The organism is Pseudomonas mandelii (assembly GCF_024138395.1).
Classification (GTDB): Bacteria; Pseudomonadota; Gammaproteobacteria; order Pseudomonadales; family Pseudomonadaceae; genus Aquipseudomonas; species Aquipseudomonas mandelii_E.
The window spans coordinates 516285-537451 of record NZ_JAMYDU010000001.1; the positions used below are offsets into that span (position 1 = coordinate 516285).

Annotated in this window: 22 protein-coding genes; 14 read left to right on the top strand and 8 right to left on the bottom strand. The window is 60.8% G+C overall.

The genetic code is table 11. The features are described 5' to 3' along the window. Positions 1-249 precede the first annotated feature (249 nt). Together NHU87_RS02325 and NHU87_RS02330 are read left to right on the top strand one after the other, a co-directional pair. Positions 250-990, top strand: coding sequence for a response regulator (locus tag NHU87_RS02325; protein ID WP_007896007.1), 741 nt, complete (start codon positions 250-252; stop codon positions 988-990). Further along, a complete protein-coding gene (locus tag NHU87_RS02330; protein WP_253545223.1) occupies positions 987-2297 on the top strand; it encodes an ATP-binding protein in 1311 nt (436 codons plus the stop codon). The genes NHU87_RS02325 and NHU87_RS02330 overlap by 4 nt, the downstream gene beginning before the upstream one ends. A 352-nt stretch (positions 2298-2649) precedes the next feature. Here the strand turns inward: NHU87_RS02330 and NHU87_RS02335 are convergent, their stop codons facing one another. Both NHU87_RS02335 and NHU87_RS02340 read right to left on the bottom strand, forming a co-directional pair. After that, on the bottom strand, positions 2650-3408 hold the full coding sequence (locus tag NHU87_RS02335) for an HvfC family RiPP maturation protein (protein WP_253545225.1): 759 nt from the start codon (positions 3406-3408) through the stop codon (positions 2650-2652). Continuing rightward, complete coding sequence (locus tag NHU87_RS02340) at positions 3401-4234, bottom strand: HvfB family MNIO-type RiPP peptide maturase (protein ID WP_253545227.1); 834 nt, start codon at positions 4232-4234, stop codon at positions 3401-3403. The genes NHU87_RS02335 and NHU87_RS02340 overlap by 8 nt, the downstream gene beginning before the upstream one ends. 297 nt (positions 4235-4531) lie before the next feature. On the opposite strand from NHU87_RS02340, the gene NHU87_RS02345 reads away from it, so the two are divergent. Further along, the gene (locus tag NHU87_RS02345; RefSeq protein ID WP_253545229.1) at positions 4532-5578 is read left to right on the top strand and encodes a class I SAM-dependent methyltransferase; all 1047 of its coding nucleotides are present in this window, start codon (positions 4532-4534) and stop codon (positions 5576-5578) included. A gap of 180 nt (positions 5579-5758) precedes the next feature. Here NHU87_RS02345 and NHU87_RS02350 read toward each other — a convergent pair whose 3' ends face one another. Then, the gene (locus NHU87_RS02350; protein WP_253545231.1) at positions 5759-6658 is read right to left on the bottom strand and encodes a LysR family transcriptional regulator; all 900 of its coding nucleotides are present in this window, start codon (positions 6656-6658) and stop codon (positions 5759-5761) included. Positions 6659-6800: 142 nt separating this feature from the next. On the opposite strand from NHU87_RS02350, the gene NHU87_RS02355 reads away from it, so the two are divergent. From NHU87_RS02355 to NHU87_RS02375, 5 genes are all read left to right on the top strand, one after another. Further along, positions 6801-7499 carry a CoA transferase subunit A gene (locus NHU87_RS02355; protein WP_253545233.1) on the top strand — a complete coding sequence of 233 codons (699 nt, stop codon included), beginning with the start codon at positions 6801-6803 and terminating at the stop codon, positions 7497-7499. A gap of 36 nt (positions 7500-7535) precedes the next feature. After that, complete coding sequence (locus NHU87_RS02360) at positions 7536-8201, top strand: CoA transferase subunit B (RefSeq protein WP_253545236.1); 666 nt, start codon at positions 7536-7538, stop codon at positions 8199-8201. Between the two features lie 11 nt (positions 8202-8212). Then, positions 8213-9391 carry an acetyl-CoA C-acetyltransferase gene (locus NHU87_RS02365; RefSeq protein ID WP_253545238.1) on the top strand — a complete coding sequence of 393 codons (1179 nt, stop codon included), beginning with the start codon at positions 8213-8215 and terminating at the stop codon, positions 9389-9391. Positions 9392-9601: 210 nt separating this feature from the next. After that, a complete protein-coding gene (locus NHU87_RS02370) occupies positions 9602-10360 on the top strand; it encodes a hypothetical protein (protein ID WP_253545240.1) in 759 nt (252 codons plus the stop codon). Positions 10361-10648: 288 nt separating this feature from the next. Further along, positions 10649-11236: a hypothetical protein gene (locus tag NHU87_RS02375; protein WP_253545242.1), complete on the top strand. Its 588-nt coding sequence runs from the start codon at positions 10649-10651 to the stop codon at positions 11234-11236. 11 nt (positions 11237-11247) lie between these two features. Here NHU87_RS02375 and NHU87_RS02380 read toward each other — a convergent pair whose 3' ends face one another. Further along, the gene (locus NHU87_RS02380; RefSeq protein WP_253545244.1) at positions 11248-11964 is read right to left on the bottom strand and encodes an alpha/beta hydrolase; all 717 of its coding nucleotides are present in this window, start codon (positions 11962-11964) and stop codon (positions 11248-11250) included. Between the two features lie 239 nt (positions 11965-12203). Beyond that, a complete protein-coding gene (locus tag NHU87_RS02385; RefSeq protein ID WP_253545246.1) occupies positions 12204-12983 on the bottom strand; it encodes an ABC transporter substrate-binding protein in 780 nt (259 codons plus the stop codon). Positions 12984-13305: 322 nt separating this feature from the next. Here NHU87_RS02385 and NHU87_RS02390 point away from each other — a divergent pair, with 322 nt between their 5' ends. Continuing rightward, on the top strand, positions 13306-13947 hold the full coding sequence (locus NHU87_RS02390; RefSeq protein WP_253545248.1) for a type 1 glutamine amidotransferase: 642 nt from the start codon (positions 13306-13308) through the stop codon (positions 13945-13947). A 117-nt stretch (positions 13948-14064) separates the two neighbouring features. Here the strand turns inward: NHU87_RS02390 and NHU87_RS02395 are convergent, their stop codons facing one another. Further along, positions 14065-14499 carry a rhodanese-like domain-containing protein gene (locus NHU87_RS02395; protein ID WP_253545250.1) on the bottom strand — a complete coding sequence of 145 codons (435 nt, stop codon included), beginning with the start codon at positions 14497-14499 and terminating at the stop codon, positions 14065-14067. Between the two features lie 101 nt (positions 14500-14600). Here NHU87_RS02395 and ftrA point away from each other — a divergent pair, with 101 nt between their 5' ends. Next, a complete protein-coding gene (gene ftrA, locus NHU87_RS02400) occupies positions 14601-15575 on the top strand; it encodes a transcriptional regulator FtrA (RefSeq protein ID WP_253545252.1) in 975 nt (324 codons plus the stop codon). 111 nt (positions 15576-15686) lie between these two features. On the opposite strand, the gene cobF is transcribed toward ftrA, so the two are convergent. Continuing rightward, the gene (cobF, locus tag NHU87_RS02405; RefSeq protein WP_253545254.1) at positions 15687-16442 is read right to left on the bottom strand and encodes a precorrin-6A synthase (deacetylating); all 756 of its coding nucleotides are present in this window, start codon (positions 16440-16442) and stop codon (positions 15687-15689) included. Next, positions 16442-17014, bottom strand: coding sequence for a histidine phosphatase family protein (locus NHU87_RS02410; RefSeq protein ID WP_253545256.1), 573 nt, complete (start codon positions 17012-17014; stop codon positions 16442-16444). Before NHU87_RS02410 ends, cobF begins: the two co-directional genes overlap by 1 nt. A gap of 571 nt (positions 17015-17585) precedes the next feature. On the opposite strand from NHU87_RS02410, the gene NHU87_RS02415 reads away from it, so the two are divergent. From NHU87_RS02415 to NHU87_RS02430, 4 genes are read left to right on the top strand one after another with little or no spacing between them, the layout of a single operon-like run. Then, a complete protein-coding gene (locus NHU87_RS02415; protein WP_253545258.1) occupies positions 17586-18440 on the top strand; it encodes a MurR/RpiR family transcriptional regulator in 855 nt (284 codons plus the stop codon). A 2-nt stretch (positions 18441-18442) separates the two neighbouring features. Continuing rightward, positions 18443-19087, top strand: a complete 645-nt coding sequence (locus tag NHU87_RS02420; protein WP_253545260.1) for an isochorismatase family cysteine hydrolase — start codon at positions 18443-18445, stop codon at positions 19085-19087. Next, complete coding sequence (locus NHU87_RS02425) at positions 19084-20415, top strand: glutamine synthetase family protein (protein ID WP_253545262.1); 1332 nt, start codon at positions 19084-19086, stop codon at positions 20413-20415. The genes NHU87_RS02420 and NHU87_RS02425 overlap by 4 nt, the downstream gene beginning before the upstream one ends. Next, positions 20399-21151, top strand: coding sequence for an N-formylglutamate amidohydrolase (locus NHU87_RS02430; RefSeq protein WP_253545264.1), 753 nt, complete (start codon positions 20399-20401; stop codon positions 21149-21151). The genes NHU87_RS02425 and NHU87_RS02430 overlap by 17 nt, the downstream gene beginning before the upstream one ends. Positions 21152-21167: the final 16 nt, after the last annotated feature.

The window sequence follows — 21167 nt, forward strand, 5'->3', positions numbered from 1 at the left end:
GAGGCGATTGGGTTTGCCTCGATGGAACCTATTTGAAACCCGTGAGGTATCCCGTCTGTGTCCAGAACAGCGGCGGGTAAATCGCTGTGTATCAGCGCAGGCTTGCGATACACAGCGATACAAACCCTGTTTTTTTGCGTCCCCGTGTATCCGCCGACACGCCAGATACACTGCAATACAAAGGACGGCGGGCGAGCGGGCCAAGGCTCGATAGACTGCGTGCAACTTCCACTCAAGAGGCTTGGCCCCATGGAACACGTCGATCACATTCTCATCGTGGACGATGACCGCGAGATCCGGGAACTGGTAGGCAACTACCTGAAGAAGAACGGCCTGCGCACCACCGTGGTGGCGGATGGACGGCAGATGCGCTCGTTTCTGGAGTCCACGCCGGTGGACTTGATCGTGCTCGACATCATGATGCCGGGGGACGATGGCCTGGTGCTCTGCCGCGAACTTCGCGCTGGCAAACATAAGGCCACACCGGTGCTGATGCTCACCGCTCGCAACGATGAAACCGACCGCATCATCGGCCTGGAAATGGGCGCCGACGATTACCTGGTCAAACCGTTCGCCGCCCGTGAGTTGCTCGCGCGCATCAACGCCGTGCTGCGGCGCACGCGGATGCTGCCGCCAAACCTGGTGATCACCGAAAGCGGTCGCCTGCTGGCATTCGGTCGCTGGCGTCTGGACACCTCGGCCCGGCATCTGCTGGATGAGGACGGCACCATGGTCGCCCTCAGCGGGGCGGAATATCGCCTGCTGCGGGTGTTCCTCGATCATCCTCAGCGGGTGCTCAATCGCGACCAATTGCTCAACCTGACTCAAGGCCGCGATGCCGATCTGTTCGACCGTTCCATCGATTTGCTGGTGAGCCGCTTGCGTCAGCGTCTGCTCGACGATGCCCGGGAACCGGCCTACATCAAGACCGTGCGCAGTGAAGGCTATGTGTTTTCCCTGCCGGTGGAAGTGCTCGGTGCGCCGTCATGAGTCTTGCGCTGCACTGGCCTCGCACACTGGCCTCGCGGCTGTCGCTGATTTTCCTGGTCGGGCTGATCCTCGCCCAGGCGCTGTCCTTTGGCGCTCAGTACTACGAGCGTTACGAAAGTGCGAAAAACACCATGCTGGGCAATCTGGAAACCGATGTCTCGACTTCTCTCGCCATCCTCGACCGCTTGCCCGCCGACGAACGCCCGAACTGGCTGCAGCGCCTGGAACGCGCCAACTATGGCTATTTGCTGAATGAAGGCTCCCCGGGCACGCCGATGGCCGCCCGCGATGTGCCGATTGCAGTGACCTCGATTCAGGACGCCATCGGCCATGATTACCCGCTGACCTTTACCGACATCCCCGGCCCGAAGAAGCACTTCCAGGCCCACCTGAAATTGAAGGACGGCAGCCCTGTCACTATCGACGTGCGACCTTCGATGGTGCCGTTGTCGCCGTGGTTGCCGGCGGTATTGCTGGGGCAACTGGCGCTGATGATTGCCTGCACCTGGCTGGCCGTGAGAATCGCCATCCGCCCACTCACCCGCCTCGCCCAAGCGGTGGAAACCCTCGACCCCAACACCCACGCCATACACCTGGATGAAAAAGGCCCGACCGAAGTCGCCTATGCCGCCCGTGCCTTCAATGCGATGCAGGCACGCATTGCGGCTTATCTCAAGGAGCGCATGCAACTGTTGGCGGCGATTTCCCACGACCTGCAAACCCCGATCACCCGCATGAAGCTGCGTGCCGAATTCATGGATGACTCCAGCGAAAAAGACAAACTGTGGAATGACCTCGGCGAGATGGAACACCTGGTGCGCGAAGGCGTGGCCTATGCCCGCAGCATCCATGGTGCCACCGAGGAGAGTCGCCGCACCGATCTGGATTCATTCCTCGACAGTTTGGTGTTCGACTATCAGGACATGGGCAAAGACGTGCAGCTCGACGGTAAAAGCGCAGCCGTGATCAACACCCGGCCGCATGCCTTGCGACGGGTGCTGGTGAACCTGATAGACAACGCGCTGAAGTTCGCCGGCGCGGCAGAGCTGTGGGTGGAAACGAAGGCTGATGGCAGCTTGTCGGTGAAAGTGATGGACCGTGGGCCGGGGATTGCCGAAGAGGAATTGGCGCAGGTAATGGAACCGTTCTACCGCGTGGAGAATTCGCGTAATCGCAGCACGGGGGGGACTGGGTTGGGATTGGCGATTGCCCAGCAATTGGCGCTGGCGATTGGCGGGTCGCTGACCTTGAGCAATCGCGAGGGCGGTGGGTTGTGTGCGGAGCTCAGGTTGCCGATAACCCAATAAACACCACTAATTCCTGTGGGAGCGGGCTTGCTCGCGACGAGGCCAGCACCTCCAACATTGATGTTGACTGACACTCCGCCATCGCGAGCAGGCCCTACTGCCAGTCAGTTAAGCCGTAATGCGATCTGTAGCAGCTGGCGAAGCCTGCGTTCGGCTGCATAGCAGTCGTGAATCCGGCTGATGCGGTCTGCCTGACATACCAGGATCTCTGATTTTACGACTGCTTCGCAGCCGAACGCAGGCTTCGCCAGCTGCTACAAAGAGTGCGTCGCGGCTGAAATTGCTTAACTGACTGGCATTAGGGCATGCCCGCTCCCACAGGGGAAGTGGGTGTTTGGGGGATTGCGCGTGGTCAGGCAGCCATGCCAACTACCCCTTCCCCATGCATCTGCCGCAATAATGCCAATCCGCTGTCGATAAATTCCAGCGACCCCACCATCCCCGCCTCTATTGCCAACCCTTCCAGCTGCGCTCGGCCATTGAGCAGAGGAAACTCCCCGATCCGCTGCAACAACCGCCACGCCAACGGGCTCAGTTCGGAAAACCGCACACTCCAGTCTTCGGACCGATGAACCAACAGCAACGTCGGCTCAGCCGGCGGCGAGTCAGGCCGGTAATTCGGCCCCACCAACTGCACCGGCCAGCCATACGCCAATGACCAAGCCAGCGGTGAAACCTGCAACGGTCGATCCAGCAGCAACCCGGCATCGCTGGCCGGCAATGGCTCGGCGTCGGATTGTTGCAGTGCCATTTCGACCCACTCGTAATGCGCCAGCTCAACCATGAACGGCGGCCACGCTCCGTCGTTCAACGCCTGTGGCGCAGAGGCGAGAAACTCGACAAATTCCTGGGCAATCTCGCCGAATTTTGGCGTGCGCGCGCGGTAGTCCCGCAGGAAGATCCGCACCAGAGAACGCCACTCACCGTCACCCAATATCTTCACCAACACCGGAAAAGTCCCGCTGAGTAACGACGACAGGTTCGAGAACACCAGGTCTCGATAAACCTGCGCCCGTGCCACGTCCATCCCGGCAGGTGGCGCACAGTGGTCGGGATCGCGCAGGTAGCGCGTCAATGTGTCTTGCTGCTGATACAAGCTGGGCTTATCCACGGTTCTCACCTTGCAGGTGGCGAATGATCTGCAATTCACTCACCAATTCGGAAAAGTCGGGAAAGTTGAAATCCCGCTCCAGCAGCGTCGGTTGCACACCAAACCGCGCATACGCCTCGGCCAACAACGACCAGACCACCGGTTTGACCGAGGCGCCATGGGTGTCGATCTTCAGCGTGTCGGATTCATCGAAATGCCCGGCCACATGCATGGCAACCACCCTTTCGGCATCAATGCCGGCCAAAAAAGAGTGCGGATCGAAACCGTGATTAATCGAGTTGACGTAGACATTGTTGACGTCCAGCAACAGGTCGCAATCGGCTTCACGCAACACTGCGTTGGTGAAGGTCAGTTCATCCATATCCTGCTGTGGTGCGGCGTAGTAGGAGACATTTTCCACTGCCAGGCGCCGACCGAGAATGTCTTGTGCCTGGCGAATCCGCGCGGCAACGTGGTGCACCGCTTCTTCGGTAAACGGCAACGGCAGCAAATCGTAAAGATGCCCGTCATCGCTGCAGTAGCTCAGGTGTTCGCTGTACAGCGGCACCTTGTGGTGATCGAGGAAAACCCGCACTTCCTGCAGGAACCCGACGTCCAGCGGCGCCGGCCCGCCCAATGACAAGGACAAGCCGTGACAGGACAACGGATAACGCTCGGCCAAGGCGCGAAACGCCGCGCCGTGAGCGCCGCCGATGCCGATCCAGTTTTCCGGCGCGACTTCCAGGAAGTCGAAAGCGCCCACCGGGGCCGCTTGAAGGTCCTTCATTAAACCGCGCCGCAAGCCTAGCCCGACGGTCGCCTTCGATGATGTGATGGGAGTGTGCATGGTGTCGATCTCATTCCGGGATCCGGTCTCCAGCGTCTGAAAACTCAGTGCTGGCCGGCAGGCCCAGTCAAGCGCCGTGGTGTGTCGGGACTGTGTCACAAACGCCGCTCTTCTCAGGCCACTGTATCGGACAGGCAGTCAGATACAGTGGGATACACGAACTAGACTTATTGATTACCCCCGTAAGGGAGCCAGGACGCGGTTATCGTCCTGTTCATTCCCACGATCACCGCCCAAAGGAGCATGCCTCGACAAACAATGCCTCTGGACCGTGATCCTGCTGAAGGAGCACACATGATGGACGAGGCCAGACTCAATGATTTCATGGGCAAACTGGTAAACGACATGGGCGGCGCGGCGATGCTCGCCAACGTCATCCTGGGCGAAGAGCTCGGCCTGTATCGGGCGATGGCCGACAGTCAGCCAGTCACCCCCGAAGCACTCGCCGAAAAGACCGGCTGCAATACCCGCCTGCTGCGCGAATGGCTCAGCGCCCACGCCGCCTCCGGTTACATGGAACACCGTGACGGCCAGTTCCGCCTCCCCGAAGAGCAAGCTCTGGCGCTGGCGATCGAAGATTCACCGGTCTATGTGGCCGGCGGTATCGGCGTGGTCGCGTCGTTTTTCCATGACAAGGACAAACTGGTCAATGCCATGCGCGGCAACGGCGCCCTGGCCTGGGGCGATCACCATCCGTGCATGTTCAGCGGTACCGAACGGTTTTTCCGCCCAGGGTACAAGGCGCACTTGGTCAACGAATGGCTGCCGGCCCTCGACGGGGTGGTCGCCAAACTGGAGACCGGCGCCAAGGTAGCGGACATCGGCTGCGGCCACGGCGCCTCGACCGTGATCATGGCCCAGGCGTTTCCGAACTCACGGTTCGTCGGTTTCGATTACCACGCGCCTTCGGTCACCGTCGCCACCCAGCGCGCCGAAGAAGGTGGTGTGTCCGGCCGGGCGCGGTTCTTCCAGGGCACCGCCAAGAGCTATCCGGGCGACGACTATGACTTGGTTTGCTACTTCGACTGCCTGCACGATATGGGTGACCCGGTCGGCGCCGCAAAGCATGCCTATGAATCGCTCAAACCCGACGGCTCGGTGCTGCTGGTAGAGCCCTTCGCCAACGACACGCTCGACGCCAACACCACTCCGGTGGGACGACTGTTCTACGCCGCCTCGACCTTCATCTGCACGCCCAACTCACTGTCCCAGGAGGTCGGCCTCGGGCTCGGCGCCCAGGCGGGTGAGGCACGGCTGCGCAAGGTCTTCACCGAGGCGGGGTTCACGCAGTTCCGGCGGGCCACGGAAACGCCGTTCAACCTGATACTGGAGGCGCGGAAATAAGAGTGATCCCGCCAGCAACTGGCGAAACCCATTCCTGTGGGAGCGGGCTTGCCCGCGAAGGGGCCGGTACAGTCAACATGGATGTCGCCTGACACACCGCCATCGCGGGCAAGCCCGCTCCCACAGGATGATCTGCACCCCAAAAATCAGACACCAATCCTAATTTTGGGTGCAGATCACTTATTGCGCGGACAGGCGCTCGCCGAGGTTCTCAGCCTTGAGAATATCGAACAACGCCTGCGCCGCCGCCGACAGTTCATGCCCCGTCGTCAGCACCCCGATCGCCCGCTCCACCACCGGATCTCGCAGGGTAATGCAACGCGCGCCCAGCTCGCGCATCTGCCCGGCGCACAAGGCCGGCACCGCACTGACGCCCAATCCGCTGGCCACCATCCGACCGACCGTCGCCAATTGATGGCTTTCAAATTCCACCGGCAATTTCATGCCGCGCGTCTGTAAATGTTCTTCGAGCATCACCCGCACCGTCGAGGGTCGCTGCAAGGTAATGAACGGTTCCTTGAGCAAGGTCTGCCAATCAATGTCGTCCAACTCCGCCAGCGGTGAATCGAGCGGCACCACCGCCACAAACCGGTCGATATACAACGGGGTGAAGTCCAGCGACGAACTCTGGATCGGTTCGAACGCCACGCCCAATTCCACTTGACGGTCGCGAACCATTTCCAGCACCTGTTCGTTGATCACGTCGTTCACTGTGACGTTGACCTTGGGGTAACGCGCGCGAAAGGTCTTGAGGATCGGCGGCAGCAGGTTGCCGGCAAACGACGGCATCGCCGCCAAGGTCACGCGGCCGCGCTGGAGGGTAAAACGTTGGCGCAATTCATCCTCGGCATTGTCCCAGTCCGCGATCAACCGACGAGCCAGTGGCAGCAGCGATTCGCCTTCGGCGGTCAGTGCGACGTTGCGGGTATTGCGCGTGAACAGGCGCCCACCCAACCCCTCCTCCAGCGCCTTGATGGTCAGGCTCAACGCCGACTGGGACAGGTGCAGCCGCTCGCACGCCACGGCAAAACTCAAACTCTGGGCCACGGCCAGGAATGCACGGATCTGTTTGACGGTCATGGCCGATGTCTCCAACGTAATACATTGGTGAGTTTTATCTATCAATCAACCTTAAAAATCAACTTAACAAATAAATCCTCCGGCGAGACACTCCCTCCCCATCCGGCTAGCCAGCCGCCCATAAAGAATAAAAGAGGTGCATATGGCAGGGTTCGACAAGCGCGTGTATTCCTACGAGGAAGCGATGGCAGGTCTTGAAGACGGCATGACCGTGATCTCCGGCGGCTTCGGCCTGTGCGGGATTCCGGAAAACCTCATCGCCGAGATCCAGCACCGCGGTACGCGTGATCTCACCGTGGTCTCCAACAACTGCGGCGTCGACGGTTTCGGCCTCGGCGTGCTACTGGTAGACCGGCAGATCCGCAAGGTGGTGGCCTCCTACGTCGGCGAAAACGCGCTGTTCGAGAAGCAACTGCTGAGCGGCGAAATCGAAGTCGTTCTGACCCCTCAAGGCACCCTCGCCGAAAAAATGCGTGCAGGCGGTGCCGGCATCCCGGCGTTCTTCACCGCCACTGGCGTCGGCACTCCGGTGGCCGACGGCAAGGAAGTCCGCGAATTCAAGGGCCGACAGTACCTGATGGAAGAATCCATCACCGGTGACTTCGCCATCGTCAAAGGCTGGAAAGCCGACCATTTCGGTAACGTGGTTTATCGCCACACCGCCCAGAACTTCAACCCGTTGGCCGCCACCGCCGGCAAGATCACCGTGGTCGAAGTCGAAGAAATCGTCGAACCCGGCGAGCTGGACCCGTCGCAGATCCACACCCCTGGCATCTACGTCGACCGGGTCATTTGCGGCACGTTCCAGAAGCGCATCGAACAGCGCACCGTGCGTAAGTGATCCCCTGCCCCCGGACCGAATGAAGGAATAACAACAATGGCACTTTCCCGCGAACAAATGGCTCAGCGCGTCGCCCGCGAAATGCAGGACGGCTACTACGTGAACCTCGGCATCGGCATCCCGACCCTGGTCGCCAACTACATCCCTGAAGGCATGGAAGTCATGCTGCAATCGGAAAACGGCCTGCTCGGCATGGGCGCCTTTCCGACCGACGACGAAGTCGACGCCGACATGATCAACGCCGGCAAGCAAACCGTGACTGCACGAATCGGTGCGTCGATCTTCTCGTCCGCCGAATCGTTCGCGATGATTCGCGGCGGTCACATCGACCTGACCGTGCTCGGCGCATTCGAAGTCGACGTCGAAGGCAACATCGCCTCCTGGATGATCCCCGGCAAACTGGTCAAGGGCATGGGCGGCGCGATGGACCTGGTGGCCGGTGCGGACAACATCATCGTCACCATGACCCACGCCTCCAAGGACGGCGAGTCGAAACTGCTGTCCCGTTGCAGCCTGCCGCTGACCGGCGCCGGTTGCATCAAGCGCGTGCTGACCGACCTGGCCTACCTGGAAATCCATAACGGCGCGTTCATTCTCAAGGAGCGCGCGCCGGGCGTCAGCGTCGAGGAAATCGTCGCCAAGACCGCTGGTAAACTGATCGTGCCTGACCACGTCCCGGAAATGCAGTTCGCTGCCCAGTGAGGAATTTTTCCATGCAAGAAGTCGTGATTGTTGCCGCCACTCGTACTGCCATCGGCAGTTTCCAGGGGGCGCTGGCCACTGTGTCCGCGGTTGACCTCGGTGCTGCGGTAATCCGCCAGTTGTTGGCGCAAACCGGGCTGGATCCGGCGCAGGTCGATGAAGTCATCATGGGCCAGGTTTTGACCGCCGGCGCCGGGCAAAACCCCGCGCGTCAGGCCGCGATCAAGGCCGGCCTGCCCTTCACCGTGCCGGCCATGACCCTGAACAAGGTTTGCGGCTCCGGCCTGAAAGCGCTGCATCTGGCGGCGCAGGCGATTCGCTGCGGCGATGCCGAAGTGATCATCGCTGGCGGCCAGGAAAACATGAGCCTGGCCAATTACGTCATGCCCGGTGCCCGCACGGGGTTGCGCATGGGTCACGCACAGATCGTCGACACGATGATCAGCGATGGCTTGTGGGATGCGTTCAACGATTACCACATGGGCATCACCGCTGAGAATCTGGCCGAGAAATACAGCCTGACCCGTGAGCAACAGGACGCCTTCGCTGCCGCCTCGCAGCAGAAAGCCGTGGCCGCCATCGAAGCCGGGCGGTTTGCCGACGAGATCACGCCGATCCTGATCCCGCAGCGCAAGGGCGATCCGCTGTCTTTCGCCACCGATGAACAGCCTCGCGCCGGCACCACCGCCGACTCTTTGGGCAAATTGAAAGCGGCTTTCAAGAAAGACGGTTCGGTGACCGCCGGCAACGCTTCTTCGCTGAACGACGGCGCCGCTGCGGTGATTCTGATGAGCGCCGAAAAAGCCAAGGCCCTTGGCCTGCCAGTGCTGGCGAAAATCGCCGCTTATGCTAACGCGGGCGTCGACCCGGCGATCATGGGCATCGGCCCGGTATCGGCTACTCGCCGCTGCCTGGACAAGGCCGGTTGGTCCATCGATCAACTGGACCTGATCGAAGCCAACGAAGCCTTCGCCGCGCAATCTCTGGCCGTGGCCAAGGATCTTCAATGGGACCTGAGCAAGGTCAATGTCAACGGCGGCGCCATTGCATTGGGCCACCCGATTGGCGCGTCGGGTTGCCGAGTGTTGGTAACGTTGCTGCATGAAATGATCAAGCGTGACGCCAAAAAAGGTTTGGCTACGTTATGCATCGGCGGAGGCCAAGGCGTGGCATTGGCCATCGAGCGCTAATCACATCCTTGTAGGAGCGAGGCTTGCCCGCGAAGAACGATAACTCGGTGTAACAGATAAACCGCGTCATCGTTCTTCGCGGGCAAGTCGGATCGCCGCCCGCTCGCTCCTACAGGATTCGCGCATAACCTGCTCGCGATCTTTTGATTTTGAACAATCCATCGCCCGCAATGCTAACGTGGCCGGCTCACACCGAATGGAGACGCGTGCGTGCTGATGCTCAAACTGATGGTGATTCCGGGATTTCTGTTGCTGATTTCCCTGGCCGGAAAACGCTGGGGCCCAAGCGTGGCCGGTTGGCTGTCGGGGTTGCCGGTGGTGGTCGGGCCGATTCTGTTTTTTCTCGCCATCGAACAGGGGCCGTTGTTTGCCGCACAGTCAGCGGTCGCGGCACTGTCAGCGATGTTCGCAATGATTGCCTTCTGCGTGACCTACGCCCAGGTTGCACAACGCTCGAACTGGCCGTGGGCGCTATCGATTTCGCTGCTGGTCTGGGCCTTGGCGGCTGTTGTGCTGTCGCTGATCCCGCCGTCGCTGGTGTTCTCAACGATTGCCGCCGCCACCGCGTTGCTGGCCGCGCCGTACTTGTTTCCCTCGGTGCAGCCCATCGTTTCAGGCCCGGCGCCGAAGTCCGACAAACTGCTGCTGCGCATGATGGCCGGCGCCCTGCTCACCTTGGCTGTGACATTGCTGGCCAGCACCGTCGGCGAACGCTGGAGCGGCCTGCTCGCGGTATTCCCGGTACTGGGCAGTGTGATGGCGGTGTTTTCCCAGCAGACTCGCGGGCCGGCGTTTACCGCGGCGTTGCTGAGGGCGACGGCAACCGGGATGTATTCGTTTGCGGCGTTTTGTCTGGTGCTGGCGCTGGCGTTGCCTGGATTGGGATGGCTGGGGTTTGTCTTGGGCATAGGCGTGTCGTTGGGGATGCTAGTGATCACTAAACGGCTGGCATTGCGTTCGAGAACTTAGCGTTTCGACAAACGGCGACGATGATCACCGCTTCACGCCACGAACACACCCTGTGTAGCAGCTGCCGAGCCTGCGAGGCTGCGTTCGGCTGCGGAGCAGACGCAAAACCGGTGCGCGCGATATGCCTGAAAGACCGCAATGCCCGATTTCACGACTGCCTCGCAGCCGAACGCAGCCTCGCGAGCTCGACAGCTGCTACTACAAACGCAGGCTGCGGCAGCTGCTACAGATCGCGATCCGTGGGATGATCGCCGTGTCAAAGCGCGGATCATCCCCTGGAGAGTTTGAATGTCATTGTTGAGTAAAAAAGCCGTTGTTCTGCTGCTGATGGCGGCCACCAGCCTGGGTGCCTTGAATGCGCAGGCGGCCAAGGCCACTGCCAGTGATAAGGCGCCGGCGCAGAAGGTCTCGATGCTCGGCGGCAAGTTCACCTTCACCCTGCCCAAGGGTTTCATCGCCAACCCGCTGCCGGCCGGCGACGCGGCCACCGGCACCGCCGGGGCGACGGGTACGATGTACACCAACCAGACCACCAAAACGGTGGTGATTGCGGCCGAAAACACCCTCCCTGGCGGCGCCAACGTCAAGGACAACGACGGTGAATTCCTCGACGCCACCGTGTCCGCGTTCGCCACCGAGCAACGCAACGCCTTGCCGGACTTCAACAAAACCAGCGAAAAAAGCCTGACCCAGAAAGGCACGGGCCTGGGCCTTCGGCAGATCGACAGCACCGCCACCCAGGGCGGTGGCATGACCCTCGATAGCACGTTGATGGCCGCTTCCGGCACACGTATGGCCATCGTTCAGATCATTTCCCGCCCCAACGACAAAACCGGCCACGAAACACTGGTCAAACAAATCGTCAGCGGCAAATAAGCCCGACCGCCTCAGGGATTGAGGCGCTGCAACCAGGCGCTCAAATCCTGCATTTCGGTAGCGCTGATGCTGTGACCGACACCCGGATAGGCATGAAACTCGGGCTTGAGTGACAGGCGCTGCAACAGGCTGTCGGCTTCAGTACCGTCGTTGTAGGGCAGAAGTGTGTCGGCGGTGCCATGACCGATGAAAATCGCTAGCTGCTGGCGTTTTTCATCCGGTTTGAGCTCGGACCTGAGCACCGGAAGGATGCGCCCGCTCAACGCCGCAATTCCGCCCACCGCCTCGGTATGACGCAACGCGACCTCGTAGGACATCATCGCGCCCTGGCTGAAACCCACCAGGAATACCTTATTCGCTTCGGTGTGATATTTCTTCGCCGCTTGTGCGACAAAATCCCTCAGCACCTGGCCGCTGGCCTTCAGGTCGTCCGTCTCACCGTCATAGGCGCCCTCGCCCTTCTGGCGAAACCACTGGTAACTGCCCTCCTCCATCGTCATCGGCGCCCGCACCGACAGGTAGTTGTACTGCGGCGGCAATTCATCCTTGATGTCGAACAGGTCCTGCTCATTACTGCCGTAACCGTGCAGGAAAATCACCAAGGGTTGGTTGCGGGATTCAGCGTGGGCCTGCTCCAGATACTTGAGCGGCAGATCGGTGTGCAGCGGGGTTTGAGCGTGGACGGCGGAGGACGCCAGGAGCGTGAGCAGAGCGAGTAACTTCAACATAAACCTTCCTTCACAGAGCGCAGGATTCGGGGCAAAGCCTAACATCTCTTCCCGGATACGCCGCCCTAACGATCGTTCCCACGCTCTGCGTGGGAATGCAGCCCGGGACGCTCCGCGTCCCAGAAGCCGAACGCGGAGCGTCCGTTGAGGCATTCCCACGCAGAGCGTGGGAACGATCGGTGAGAGAGCATAAAAAAGTGGCCACCGCGTCAACGGAGGCCACTTTTTTCTACGGCGTATTAATGGCCGTACACGTCAAAGTTGAAGTACTTGTCCTGCACTTGCTTGTACTTGCCGTTGGCGCGGATTTCGGTGATGGCGGTGTTGAATTTGTCCGCCAGTTCTTTATCACCCTTGCGCACAGCGATGCCGGCACCGCCGCCGAAGTACTTGGCGTCTTCATAGGTCGGGCCGACAAACGCGAAGCCTTTACCGGCGTCGGTTTTCAGGAAACCGTCGTCCAGGTTGACCGAGTCGGCCAGCATCGCGTCGAGACGACCGGCGACCATGTCCAGGTTGGCTTCCTGCTGGGAGCCGTAACGCACTAGGTCGATGCCGGCCGGCACCAGCACTTCAGTGGCGAAGCGGTCGTGGGTGCTGGCGCGCAGCACACCGACTTTCTTGCCTTTGAGCTCGGTCAGCGGATCCTTGACGGCGGTGCCTTCCTTCATCACGAAGCGCGCCGGGGTGTGATAGTACTTGATGGTGAAATCGACGTTCTTCTTGCGGTCGTCAGTGATGGTCATGGACGACAGGATCGCGTCGATTTTCTTGACCTTCAGGGCCGGGATCAGGCCGTCGAACTCTTGCTCGACCCAGGTGCACTTCACCTTCATCTGCTCACACAACGCATCGCCGATGTCCACGTCGAAACCGGTGAGTTTGCCGTCCGGGGTTTTCATCGAAAATGGCGGATAACCGGCTTCGATACCGAGGCGAATCGGCTTGGCGTCTTCAGCCACAGCGGTCAGGGACAACATCGACAGTGCCAGGGCACCGAACATCACTCGCTTCTTCATTTATAACTCCTGTGTGCGGAGGCTTTTATTGGCAGCTTTCGATTGGCAACTTTCGGTTAGTGAAGACCGAAGTGGCCGGCAGTCTAGAGCGGCTGCAGACGGGCAAATTGCGTTTAAGCGACAAATACTTACAGAAAATCAGCGGAGGGATTCAAGGCACTTGAAGCGTGCGCCACGGAGGTGCAAGGGCTGTAGGACAATCCTGGGCTTCAGACCAAACCTATAAAATTTCGGGCGTGATCCGACCGAACAATCGCACTGGCGATGAAGCTTTTTTTGCGGCACATTGACCCCGCCAACCCATCCCCCAAAGAGAAGCGTGATGCCCACGTTGAACCTGATCCAGCACCATCCAGCCGAAGGTCCTGGCGCCATTGCCGAATGGGCCCGGTCCCGTGGCATTACGCTGAACGTGTTTCGCGCCGACCTCGGCCAGTTGCCGCCGGTGAGCGCGACACCTGCGATCCTGTTGGGCGGGCCTTATGAGTCCAACGCTGGGCCGATGTGGTTGGAAGCGGAGCGTCAGTGGCTGGTGGGCAGTCTGGATCAGGGCGCGGCGGTGTTTGCGATTTGTCTGGGCGCGCAACTGCTGGCGCTGAGCCTGGGTGGGAATGTGCGGCGCATGGCTCGTCCCGAAACGGGCTGGACGACTGTGACCTTTGCGGATGGCCAGAGGCTGCAGGTGCTGGAATGGCACGAAGATGCGATCGATCTACCGGCGGATGCGCAGTTGCTGGCCAGCAGTGACGTGTGTGAGCAGCAGATGTATCGGGTCGGGGCGACGCGGGTGGGGTTGCAGTTCCACCCGGAGTGGAATGCCGAATCGGTGGCGATGCTCAATGAGCACTTTGCCGAGGAATCGCCGTTGCCACGGGGGCCACAGGACAGTTCGGCCTATGCAGCCGTGTTTGGCTGGTTGCAGGTGACGCTTGACCAGTGGTGGGCGGCGCGGACAGCGGTTTGAATCAAGATCAAAAGATCGCAGGCTTCGCCAGCTCCTACATTGACCGAGTACACCGGTGAAATTACGGCTGTACGCCCCCTGTAGGAGCTGGCGAAGCCTGCGATCTTTTCGGCTACATCAACATTCGCAGCCGATCACGGTACTGACCGGCCGTTGCACCGCAACGCTCAACGCAAAACCCTCATCCAGCCACCCCGTCACCCCGCCGATCATTTCCTTGACCGGGTAACCCAACGCCGCCAGCTTCACCGCGGCCTTGTTGGCGCCGTTGCAGTGGGGCCCTGCGCAATAGACCACAAACAGCGTGACCTTCGAATAACTCGCCAGGCCGTCAGCCGTGATCAGTCGCCCCGGAATGTTGATCGCGCCCGGCACATGTCCGCGTTCGAACGCCGACGGTCCGCGCACGTCCACCAAGACAAAATCCACCTCGCCAGCCTGTTGGCTGCCATAGACGTCGGAACAATCGGTCTCGAAGGTCAGACGGTTGCTGAAATGCATCAGGGCGATGGCAGATGGGGCGGCGGGAATTTCGCGAACCAGGCTGGGCATGGGCTGTACTCCAAAGTCTCGGTGGGTGTGGGAAGACTTTATCTGCCCCGCGCTCGCCGCTACAGTGGCGCACAAGACACTCATCGGGAATTTTCCGCCAAATGCAGCCCACCCCTGGATTGGTCGCGATTCTGGCCTACGACGGCCTCTGCACTTTCGAATTCGGCATCGCCGTGGAGATCTTCAGCCTGGCGCGGCCGGAGTTCGATTTCCCTTGGTATGAGCACCGCATCGTCGCTGTCGACCAAGGGCCGATGCGTGCCATGGGCGGCATTCAGGTGCTGGCCGACGGCGGGATGGAACTGCTTGAAGAGGCCCGGACCATCATCATCCCCGGCTGGCGCGACCGCAGCGCGGCAGTGCCTGAACCGTTGCTCGCAGCCCTGCGCCAGGCCCATGCCCGGGGCGCGCGATTGCTGTCGATCTGCTCCGGGGTATTTGTACTGGCGGCCACCGGTTTGCTCGACGGTCACGGCGCCACGACGCATTGGCGCTACACCGCTGAACTGGCCGAACGTTTTCCGAACATTCAGGTGGACCCGGACGTGCTCTATGTTGATTCCGGCCAATTGATCACCTCGGCCGGCAGCGCCGCGGGCATCGATGCCTGCCTGCACTTGGTCGCACGGGATTTCGGCACTCAGGTGGCCAACTCGGTGGCGCGGCGGTTGGTGATGTCGCCGCAACGCACCGGCGGTCAGGCGCAGTTCATTCCGTCACCGGTCAGCCCGACGCCGCGCAGCGATCTGTCGCGGGTCATGCAATGGGCACGGGAACGTCTGCACGAACCGCTGGAGGTTCGCGACCTTGCCAGCGAAGCGGCCATGAGTGAGCGCACGTTCCTGCGGCGGTTCACCGAAGCCAGCGGCCTGCCGCCCAAGGCGTGGTTGCAACATGAACGCCTGGCCCGCGCGCGTGAATTGTTGGAGAGCACTCGCCAGAACACTGAGCAGATTGCCCAGCATTGTGGTTATCGTTCGGTGGAGAGTTTCCGGGTGGCGTTTCGCAGTGTGGTCGGTGTGCCGCCGTCGGTTTATCGGGAGCGGTTTGGGCGTGAGGTAAAGGCGATTTTTTGAGGTGTGCTTGAGGGCCTCTTCGCGGGCAAGCCTCGCTCCTACATTGGACCACGGTGCGCCCCTGTAGGAGCGAGGCTTGCCCGCGAAGAGGCCCCCCAGCCACCCATTATCTCAAGGTTTGCGCAACAGATAGGTATCCATGATCCACCCATGCGCCAGCCGCGCCGCCTTGCGCACCCGTTCAATCTCATCCGCGACATCCTTGAGCTTGCCACTGATCAGGATTTCATCCGGCGTCCCCAAATAAGCCCCCCAGTAAATCTCCGTCTCCTGATCGGCCACGTGATGGTAAGCATCTTGCGCATCCAGCATCACCACCAGGCTATCGGCATCACTCACCTGCCCCGCCGCCAACCGCCGGCCGGTGGTGATTTCAATCGAGCGACCGATGCGATTCAGCGGCACCTTATGTTGCGCTGCCAACGCCTGCACGCTGGTGATCCCAGGGATCACTTCGAACTCGAACACACACCGGCCTGACGCCAGAATCGCCTGCAGAATCCGAATGGTGCTGTCGTACAACGCAGGATCGCCCCACACCAGAAAACCGCCGCACTGGTCGTCGGTCATTTCCTCGTTGATCAATCGTTCGAAGGTCTGTTGTTTAGCGCGGTTCAGGTCTTCGACGCTGGCCTTGTAGTCCACATCCCCGCGTTCCCGCTCCGGGCTGTGGGCTTCAACGAAGCGGTAGTCATGATCGGTGATGTAGCGCTCACAGATCTCGCGGCGCAGGTCGATCAGTTTGTCTTTGCTCTGGCCCTTGTCCATGAGGAAAAACACATCGACGCGGTTCAGCGCCTTCACTGCCTGCATGGTGATGTAGTCGGGGTTGCCGGCGCCGACACCGATGACCAGAAGTTTTTTCATCAGCATGTTCCCTCAGGGTCCGTGCCCATCAAACGTAACCGCCAGCGACCGTTGAACCGCAACTCGATGGCCGACAACGGTTCGACGTCGATCTGATTGAATGCCGCGCCCTGCAGCACCTGCATCAATGCGGCGCGGATGACAAACGGATGGGTGATGGCAACGATATGCCCCGGCATCGCCTCAAGACTACTCAACCATGCAGCCACCCGCTCACCGAGTTGTGCCACCGATTCTCCACCGTGGGGCGCCGACGTAGGCTCATTGAGCCAGGCCTGGAGCGTCTCCGGTTCGGCTTTTTGCAGATCGTCGATCGACATGCCTTTCCAGCGGCCGAAATCGCAATCCCCCAACGCCGCGACAATCTCCACGTCGTCGCCAAACAGTTCAGCGGTTTGGCGGGTCCGCAGTTCCGGTCCACAGAGCAAACGGGGCGTTCCCTTGAACTGGCGGCAGCGCGAACCCTTCGCCGAATGCCAATCCATTTCCAACGGCTCGTTCGTAGGAAAACACGCCAATTTCTGTGCGACGGTTCGAGCGTGGCACATCAGGGTCAAGCGGGTCGCCTGCACGGAAGATCACTCTGTCGATAGGATGGAAAATGGCACGATGCCGCAAACTTGCGGCTCATTGTGCCGCAAGAAGCGCGCACCCTGAACGCATTCCTCGTAGCAGCTGTCGAGCCTGCGAGGCTACGTCGGTTAGTAGCAGCTGCCGAGCCTGCGAGGCTGCGTTCGGCTGCGAAGCAGTCGTCAAACCAGAACTTGCGGTGCATCAGGTGAACTGCGTCAGCCCGATTCACGACTGCTACGCAGCCGAACGCAGCCTCGCAAGCTCGACAGCTGCTACAGCTGCTACAGCTGCTACAGCCGAACGCAGCCTCGCAGGCTCGACAGCTGCTACGGCACTGGACTCACAGACCCATTTTATCCCCCGGGAAGTAGCGATCTCTGACACCGCTATGGGCGATGTCCTACAAAGGGAGTCGACATCCGCGTAGCCCACGGCGTATGGGGTTTGCGCTCCATTTTTGGACTTTTAAAATCCTCGAAAAAATTCGCTAGACATGTAGCACACGTTACATAAATACTAATTTAGCAATTTGTGAAATAAAACCGACATATCCATCCAGCAGGAGCCCGGATGTCCTCTCTCAGAGACCTGATCACCGATCCCGCCCTGGACTTCACTCCGTCGGAACGCAAAGTCATACGTGCCTTGCTGGATCAGTATCCGCGTAACGGACTGGGCCCGATGTCACGTCTGGCCGAACATGCCGGTGTCAGCGATCCGACCATTGTGCGGCTGGTAAAGAAGCTTGGTTTCAACGGCTATGCCGACTTTCAGGAAGCCTTGCTCAGCGACATGGATGACCGCCTGCGCTCTCCCAGTACTCTGTTGCAACCCCGCGCCCATCTCAAGAAAGATGATCCCTGGGGCCATTATCTGGCGAACAGCCATCGGGCATTGATCGACACCCAGGCGCTGACCCAACCCGAAGATGTACGAATTCTGATCGAATGGTTGCTCGACACTCGCCATCAGATCCATTGCTTCGGCGGCCGCTTCAGCAGTTTCCTCGCCAACTATTTGCTCAACCATTTGCGCCTGTTGCGGCCCGGCTGTTTTGCCCTGGAAGACAACGCGCAATTGCCGGACCGGCTGTTCGACGTGCAGCGTCAGGATGTGGTGCTGGTGTTCGACTATCGCCGCTATCAGTCCCAGGCCCTGCGTGTCGCTAATGCCGCGAAGAGCCGGCATGCGCGGGTCGTGCTGTTCACCGATATCTACGCGTCACCGCTGCGAGAAATGGCCGACCTGATCATCAGTGCACCAGTGGAATCGGCGTCGGCCTTCGACTCGATGGTTCCGGCGCTGGCCCAGGTTGAAGCACTGGTTGCCTGCCTGTCCCTGCGCAGCCCCGATCTGGCCGATCGCCTGGAAGGCATCGATGCCCTGCGGACCGATTTCGACACCCACCTGCTGGAGGATAAATAAGGATGTTCACGCTCCCCCACCACTCGCCCCGGGACTTACCGTTCACCACCGACCACACCGCGTTGTTGCTGGTGGACATGCAGCGTGCCTGGCTTGAGCCGCAGTTCGACCCGCACCTCAACGGACCGGATGCCGAATACTTTCTGACCCGCGCCCACACGCAGGTGGTGCCCAATCAGCGCCGGTTGCTCAGTGCCTTTCGCGGCGCACGGCAAAACGTGCTGCACACGCTCATCGAAAGCCTCACCGCCGATGGTCGCGATCGTTCGCTGGACCACAAACTCTCGGACATGCACCTGCCCAAGGGCAGCCCGCAAGCGCGAATCATCGATGACCTGACGCCGATCGAAAACGAAATGGTGTTGCCCAAGACTTCTTCCGGGGTCTTCAACTCCACCAACATCGACTACGTGCTGCGCAACCTTGAAACCCGCCACCTGATCATCGCCGGCATCGTCACCGACCAGTGCGTCGACATGGCCGTGCGCGACGCCGCTGATCGCGGTTACCGGGTGACGCTGGTCGAAGATGCCTGCGCCACCTACACCGAACAACGGCATCACGCCTGCCTGAACGCCATCAAGGGCTACTGCTGGATCACCGACACCCAGACCGTGCTCGGCCGATTGCAGGAGATGCAGCCATGAGCGCTCGCCTGTCGCCACTGCCGATGACCACGATCGTCACCACCGACCTGATCGGCGTGACGCGCGGCCGTTCCTTTCCCACCGACGAACTCGATGCCTATCAAGTGGCCGGCTGCGGCTGGGTGCCGGCCAACAGCGCCCTGACCCCGCAAGACATCATCGCCTCCAGCAATCCATGGGGCGCTTATGGAGACTTGCGGCTGATTCCCGACTTGAGCAGCCGTGTGACCGTCAACAACGGCCCGGACGCCAATGCCCCGGCGCTGGACTTCATTCACGGTGACATTCGCGAAACCGATGGCCGTCCTTGGGGCGCCTGTCCGCGCACGCTGTTGCGCAACGAGGTGGAGCGTTATCGCAGCGAATTGGGACTGCAGATCAACGCCGCGTTCGAACATGAATTCAACCTCGGCAGCGGCGCGGCTGAGCATCTGGCGTTCTCTCTTGAGGCGCAGCGCCAGGGCGCCGAGTTCGGCGGCTGGTTGCTCAGCGCATTGCGTGCCGGCGGTGTGGAGCCGGAGATGTTCCTGCCGGAATACGGCAAGCATCAATACGAAATCACCTGCCGCCCAACCCTCGGCGTCGCCGCCGCTGACCGCGCGGTGAACGTGCGCGAGATCACCCGTGAGATCGCCCGGCAAATGGGTCTGGACCTGAGTTTCGCGCCCAAGACCTCCGAGCAGGCGGTGTGCAATGGCGTACATTTACACGTGAGCCTGCAGGATCTGGCCGGCCACCCGGTGATGTACGACGCCGGCACCACCAATGGCCTATCGACGCTCGGCCAGCATTGGGCCGCCGGCGTTCTGCACTATTTGCCGGCGCTCTGCGCCTTTACCGCGCCGACACCGGTTTCCTACGAGCGCTTGCAGCCCCATCACTGGAGCGCTTCCTACGCCTGCCTCGGCCAACGCAACCGCGAAGCGGCGCTGCGGATTTGCCCGACCGTGAGCCTGGGCGGCAAAGCCGTGGCGGCACAGTACAACCTGGAATTTCGCGCCATGGACGCCACCGCCTCGCCGCATCTGGCCATGGCCGCGTTATTGATCGCCGGACGCCTGGGCATCGAGCAGCGCCTGGCCCTGAACGCGATCACCGATGAAGTCCCCGATTCCCTGAACGAAGAGCAACGCCAGGCCCGCGGCATCGTCGCCCTGCCCGCGTCTCTGTCCCAGGCCCTGGAATGCCTGCGCAACAGCGAGGCGCTGATCGAAGCCCTGCCGAGCGCCTTGCTGGACACCTGGTTCGCCCTTAAAACCGAGGAACTGAGGCTGACGGAACAGCTCTCGCCCGCCGATCTTTGTGAGCACTATGCGCGCCTGTACTGAGTCCGCCGAACTGGGGATCTACACCCAACCTGCGTACACCCTGAGCCGGGAAGCCTCCGAGCACCCGCTGATTCTGGTGTGTGAACACGCCAGTCGTTTTATCCCGGCCGGGCTGAATGACCTGGGCTTGAGCCATGAAGCCGCCCGCGAACACATCGCCTGGGACATCGGCGCCCTGGCGCTGGCCGAGGGTGTGTCCGAAGCATTGGGCACCACCCTGCTGGCGGCCAACTATTCACGGCTGTTGATCGACCTCAACCGCCCGCGCCATGCGCCGGACAGCATTGCATTGCAGAGCGAGATTTATCAGGTGCCGGGCAATCGGGACCTGGACGAGGCCACCCGCGAGTATCGCCGGCACTGCCTGTTCAAGCCGTTTCATGCACGCCTGCAAACCTTGATCGACGCCCGTGTGGCTAAAGGTCGACCGGTTCGCGTGGTGGGGATTCACAGTTTCACGCCGATATATTACGGCCAGCCACGAGTGCTGGAGGCCGGCGTGTTGTTCGGCCAGGCCAGGGAGTACGCACAGCGAGTGATCGACGGGTTGAGTCGGCACTCCTTGAAAGTCGCGGGTAATCAGCCATACAGAATCGATCCGCTGGGTGACATGACCGTGCCAGTTCACGGTGATGCACGCGGGCTTGAGTCGGTGTTGATCGAGGTGCGCAACGATCTGTTGCGTACGCCCGAGGATATCGGTCGCTGGACCGACTATCTGGCGCCGCTGCTGTAGAGCAATAGCTTCAATC

Bases quoted from the DNA above. Each gene is read 5' to 3' on its own strand.
- NHU87_RS02325 (WP_007896007.1), top strand. From the start codon at position 250: ATGGAACACGTCGATCACATTCTCATCGTGGACGATGACCGCGAGATC.
- NHU87_RS02330 (WP_253545223.1), top strand. From the start codon at position 987: ATGAGTCTTGCGCTGCACTGGCCTCGCACACTGGCCTCGCGGCTGTCG.
- NHU87_RS02340 (WP_253545227.1), bottom strand. From the start codon at position 4,234: ATGCACACTCCCATCACATCATCGAAGGCGACCGTCGGGCTAGGCTTG.
- NHU87_RS02345 (WP_253545229.1), top strand. From the start codon at position 4,532: ATGGACGAGGCCAGACTCAATGATTTCATGGGCAAACTGGTAAACGAC.
- NHU87_RS02350 (WP_253545231.1), bottom strand. From the start codon at position 6,658: ATGACCGTCAAACAGATCCGTGCATTCCTGGCCGTGGCCCAGAGTTTG.
- NHU87_RS02355 (WP_253545233.1), top strand. From the start codon at position 6,801: ATGGCAGGGTTCGACAAGCGCGTGTATTCCTACGAGGAAGCGATGGCA.
- NHU87_RS02360 (WP_253545236.1), top strand. From the start codon at position 7,536: ATGGCACTTTCCCGCGAACAAATGGCTCAGCGCGTCGCCCGCGAAATG.
- NHU87_RS02365 (WP_253545238.1), top strand. From the start codon at position 8,213: ATGCAAGAAGTCGTGATTGTTGCCGCCACTCGTACTGCCATCGGCAGT.
- NHU87_RS02375 (WP_253545242.1), top strand. From the start codon at position 10,649: ATGTCATTGTTGAGTAAAAAAGCCGTTGTTCTGCTGCTGATGGCGGCC.
- NHU87_RS02380 (WP_253545244.1), bottom strand. From the start codon at position 11,964: ATGTTGAAGTTACTCGCTCTGCTCACGCTCCTGGCGTCCTCCGCCGTC.
- NHU87_RS02385 (WP_253545246.1), bottom strand. From the start codon at position 12,983: ATGAAGAAGCGAGTGATGTTCGGTGCCCTGGCACTGTCGATGTTGTCC.
- NHU87_RS02390 (WP_253545248.1), top strand. From the start codon at position 13,306: ATGCCCACGTTGAACCTGATCCAGCACCATCCAGCCGAAGGTCCTGGC.
- NHU87_RS02395 (WP_253545250.1), bottom strand. From the start codon at position 14,499: ATGCCCAGCCTGGTTCGCGAAATTCCCGCCGCCCCATCTGCCATCGCC.
- ftrA (WP_253545252.1), top strand. From the start codon at position 14,601: ATGCAGCCCACCCCTGGATTGGTCGCGATTCTGGCCTACGACGGCCTC.
- cobF (WP_253545254.1), bottom strand. From the start codon at position 16,442: ATGAAAAAACTTCTGGTCATCGGTGTCGGCGCCGGCAACCCCGACTAC.
- NHU87_RS02415 (WP_253545258.1), top strand. From the start codon at position 17,586: ATGTCCTCTCTCAGAGACCTGATCACCGATCCCGCCCTGGACTTCACT.
- NHU87_RS02420 (WP_253545260.1), top strand. From the start codon at position 18,443: ATGTTCACGCTCCCCCACCACTCGCCCCGGGACTTACCGTTCACCACC.
- NHU87_RS02425 (WP_253545262.1), top strand. From the start codon at position 19,084: ATGAGCGCTCGCCTGTCGCCACTGCCGATGACCACGATCGTCACCACC.
- NHU87_RS02430 (WP_253545264.1), top strand. From the start codon at position 20,399: ATGCGCGCCTGTACTGAGTCCGCCGAACTGGGGATCTACACCCAACCT.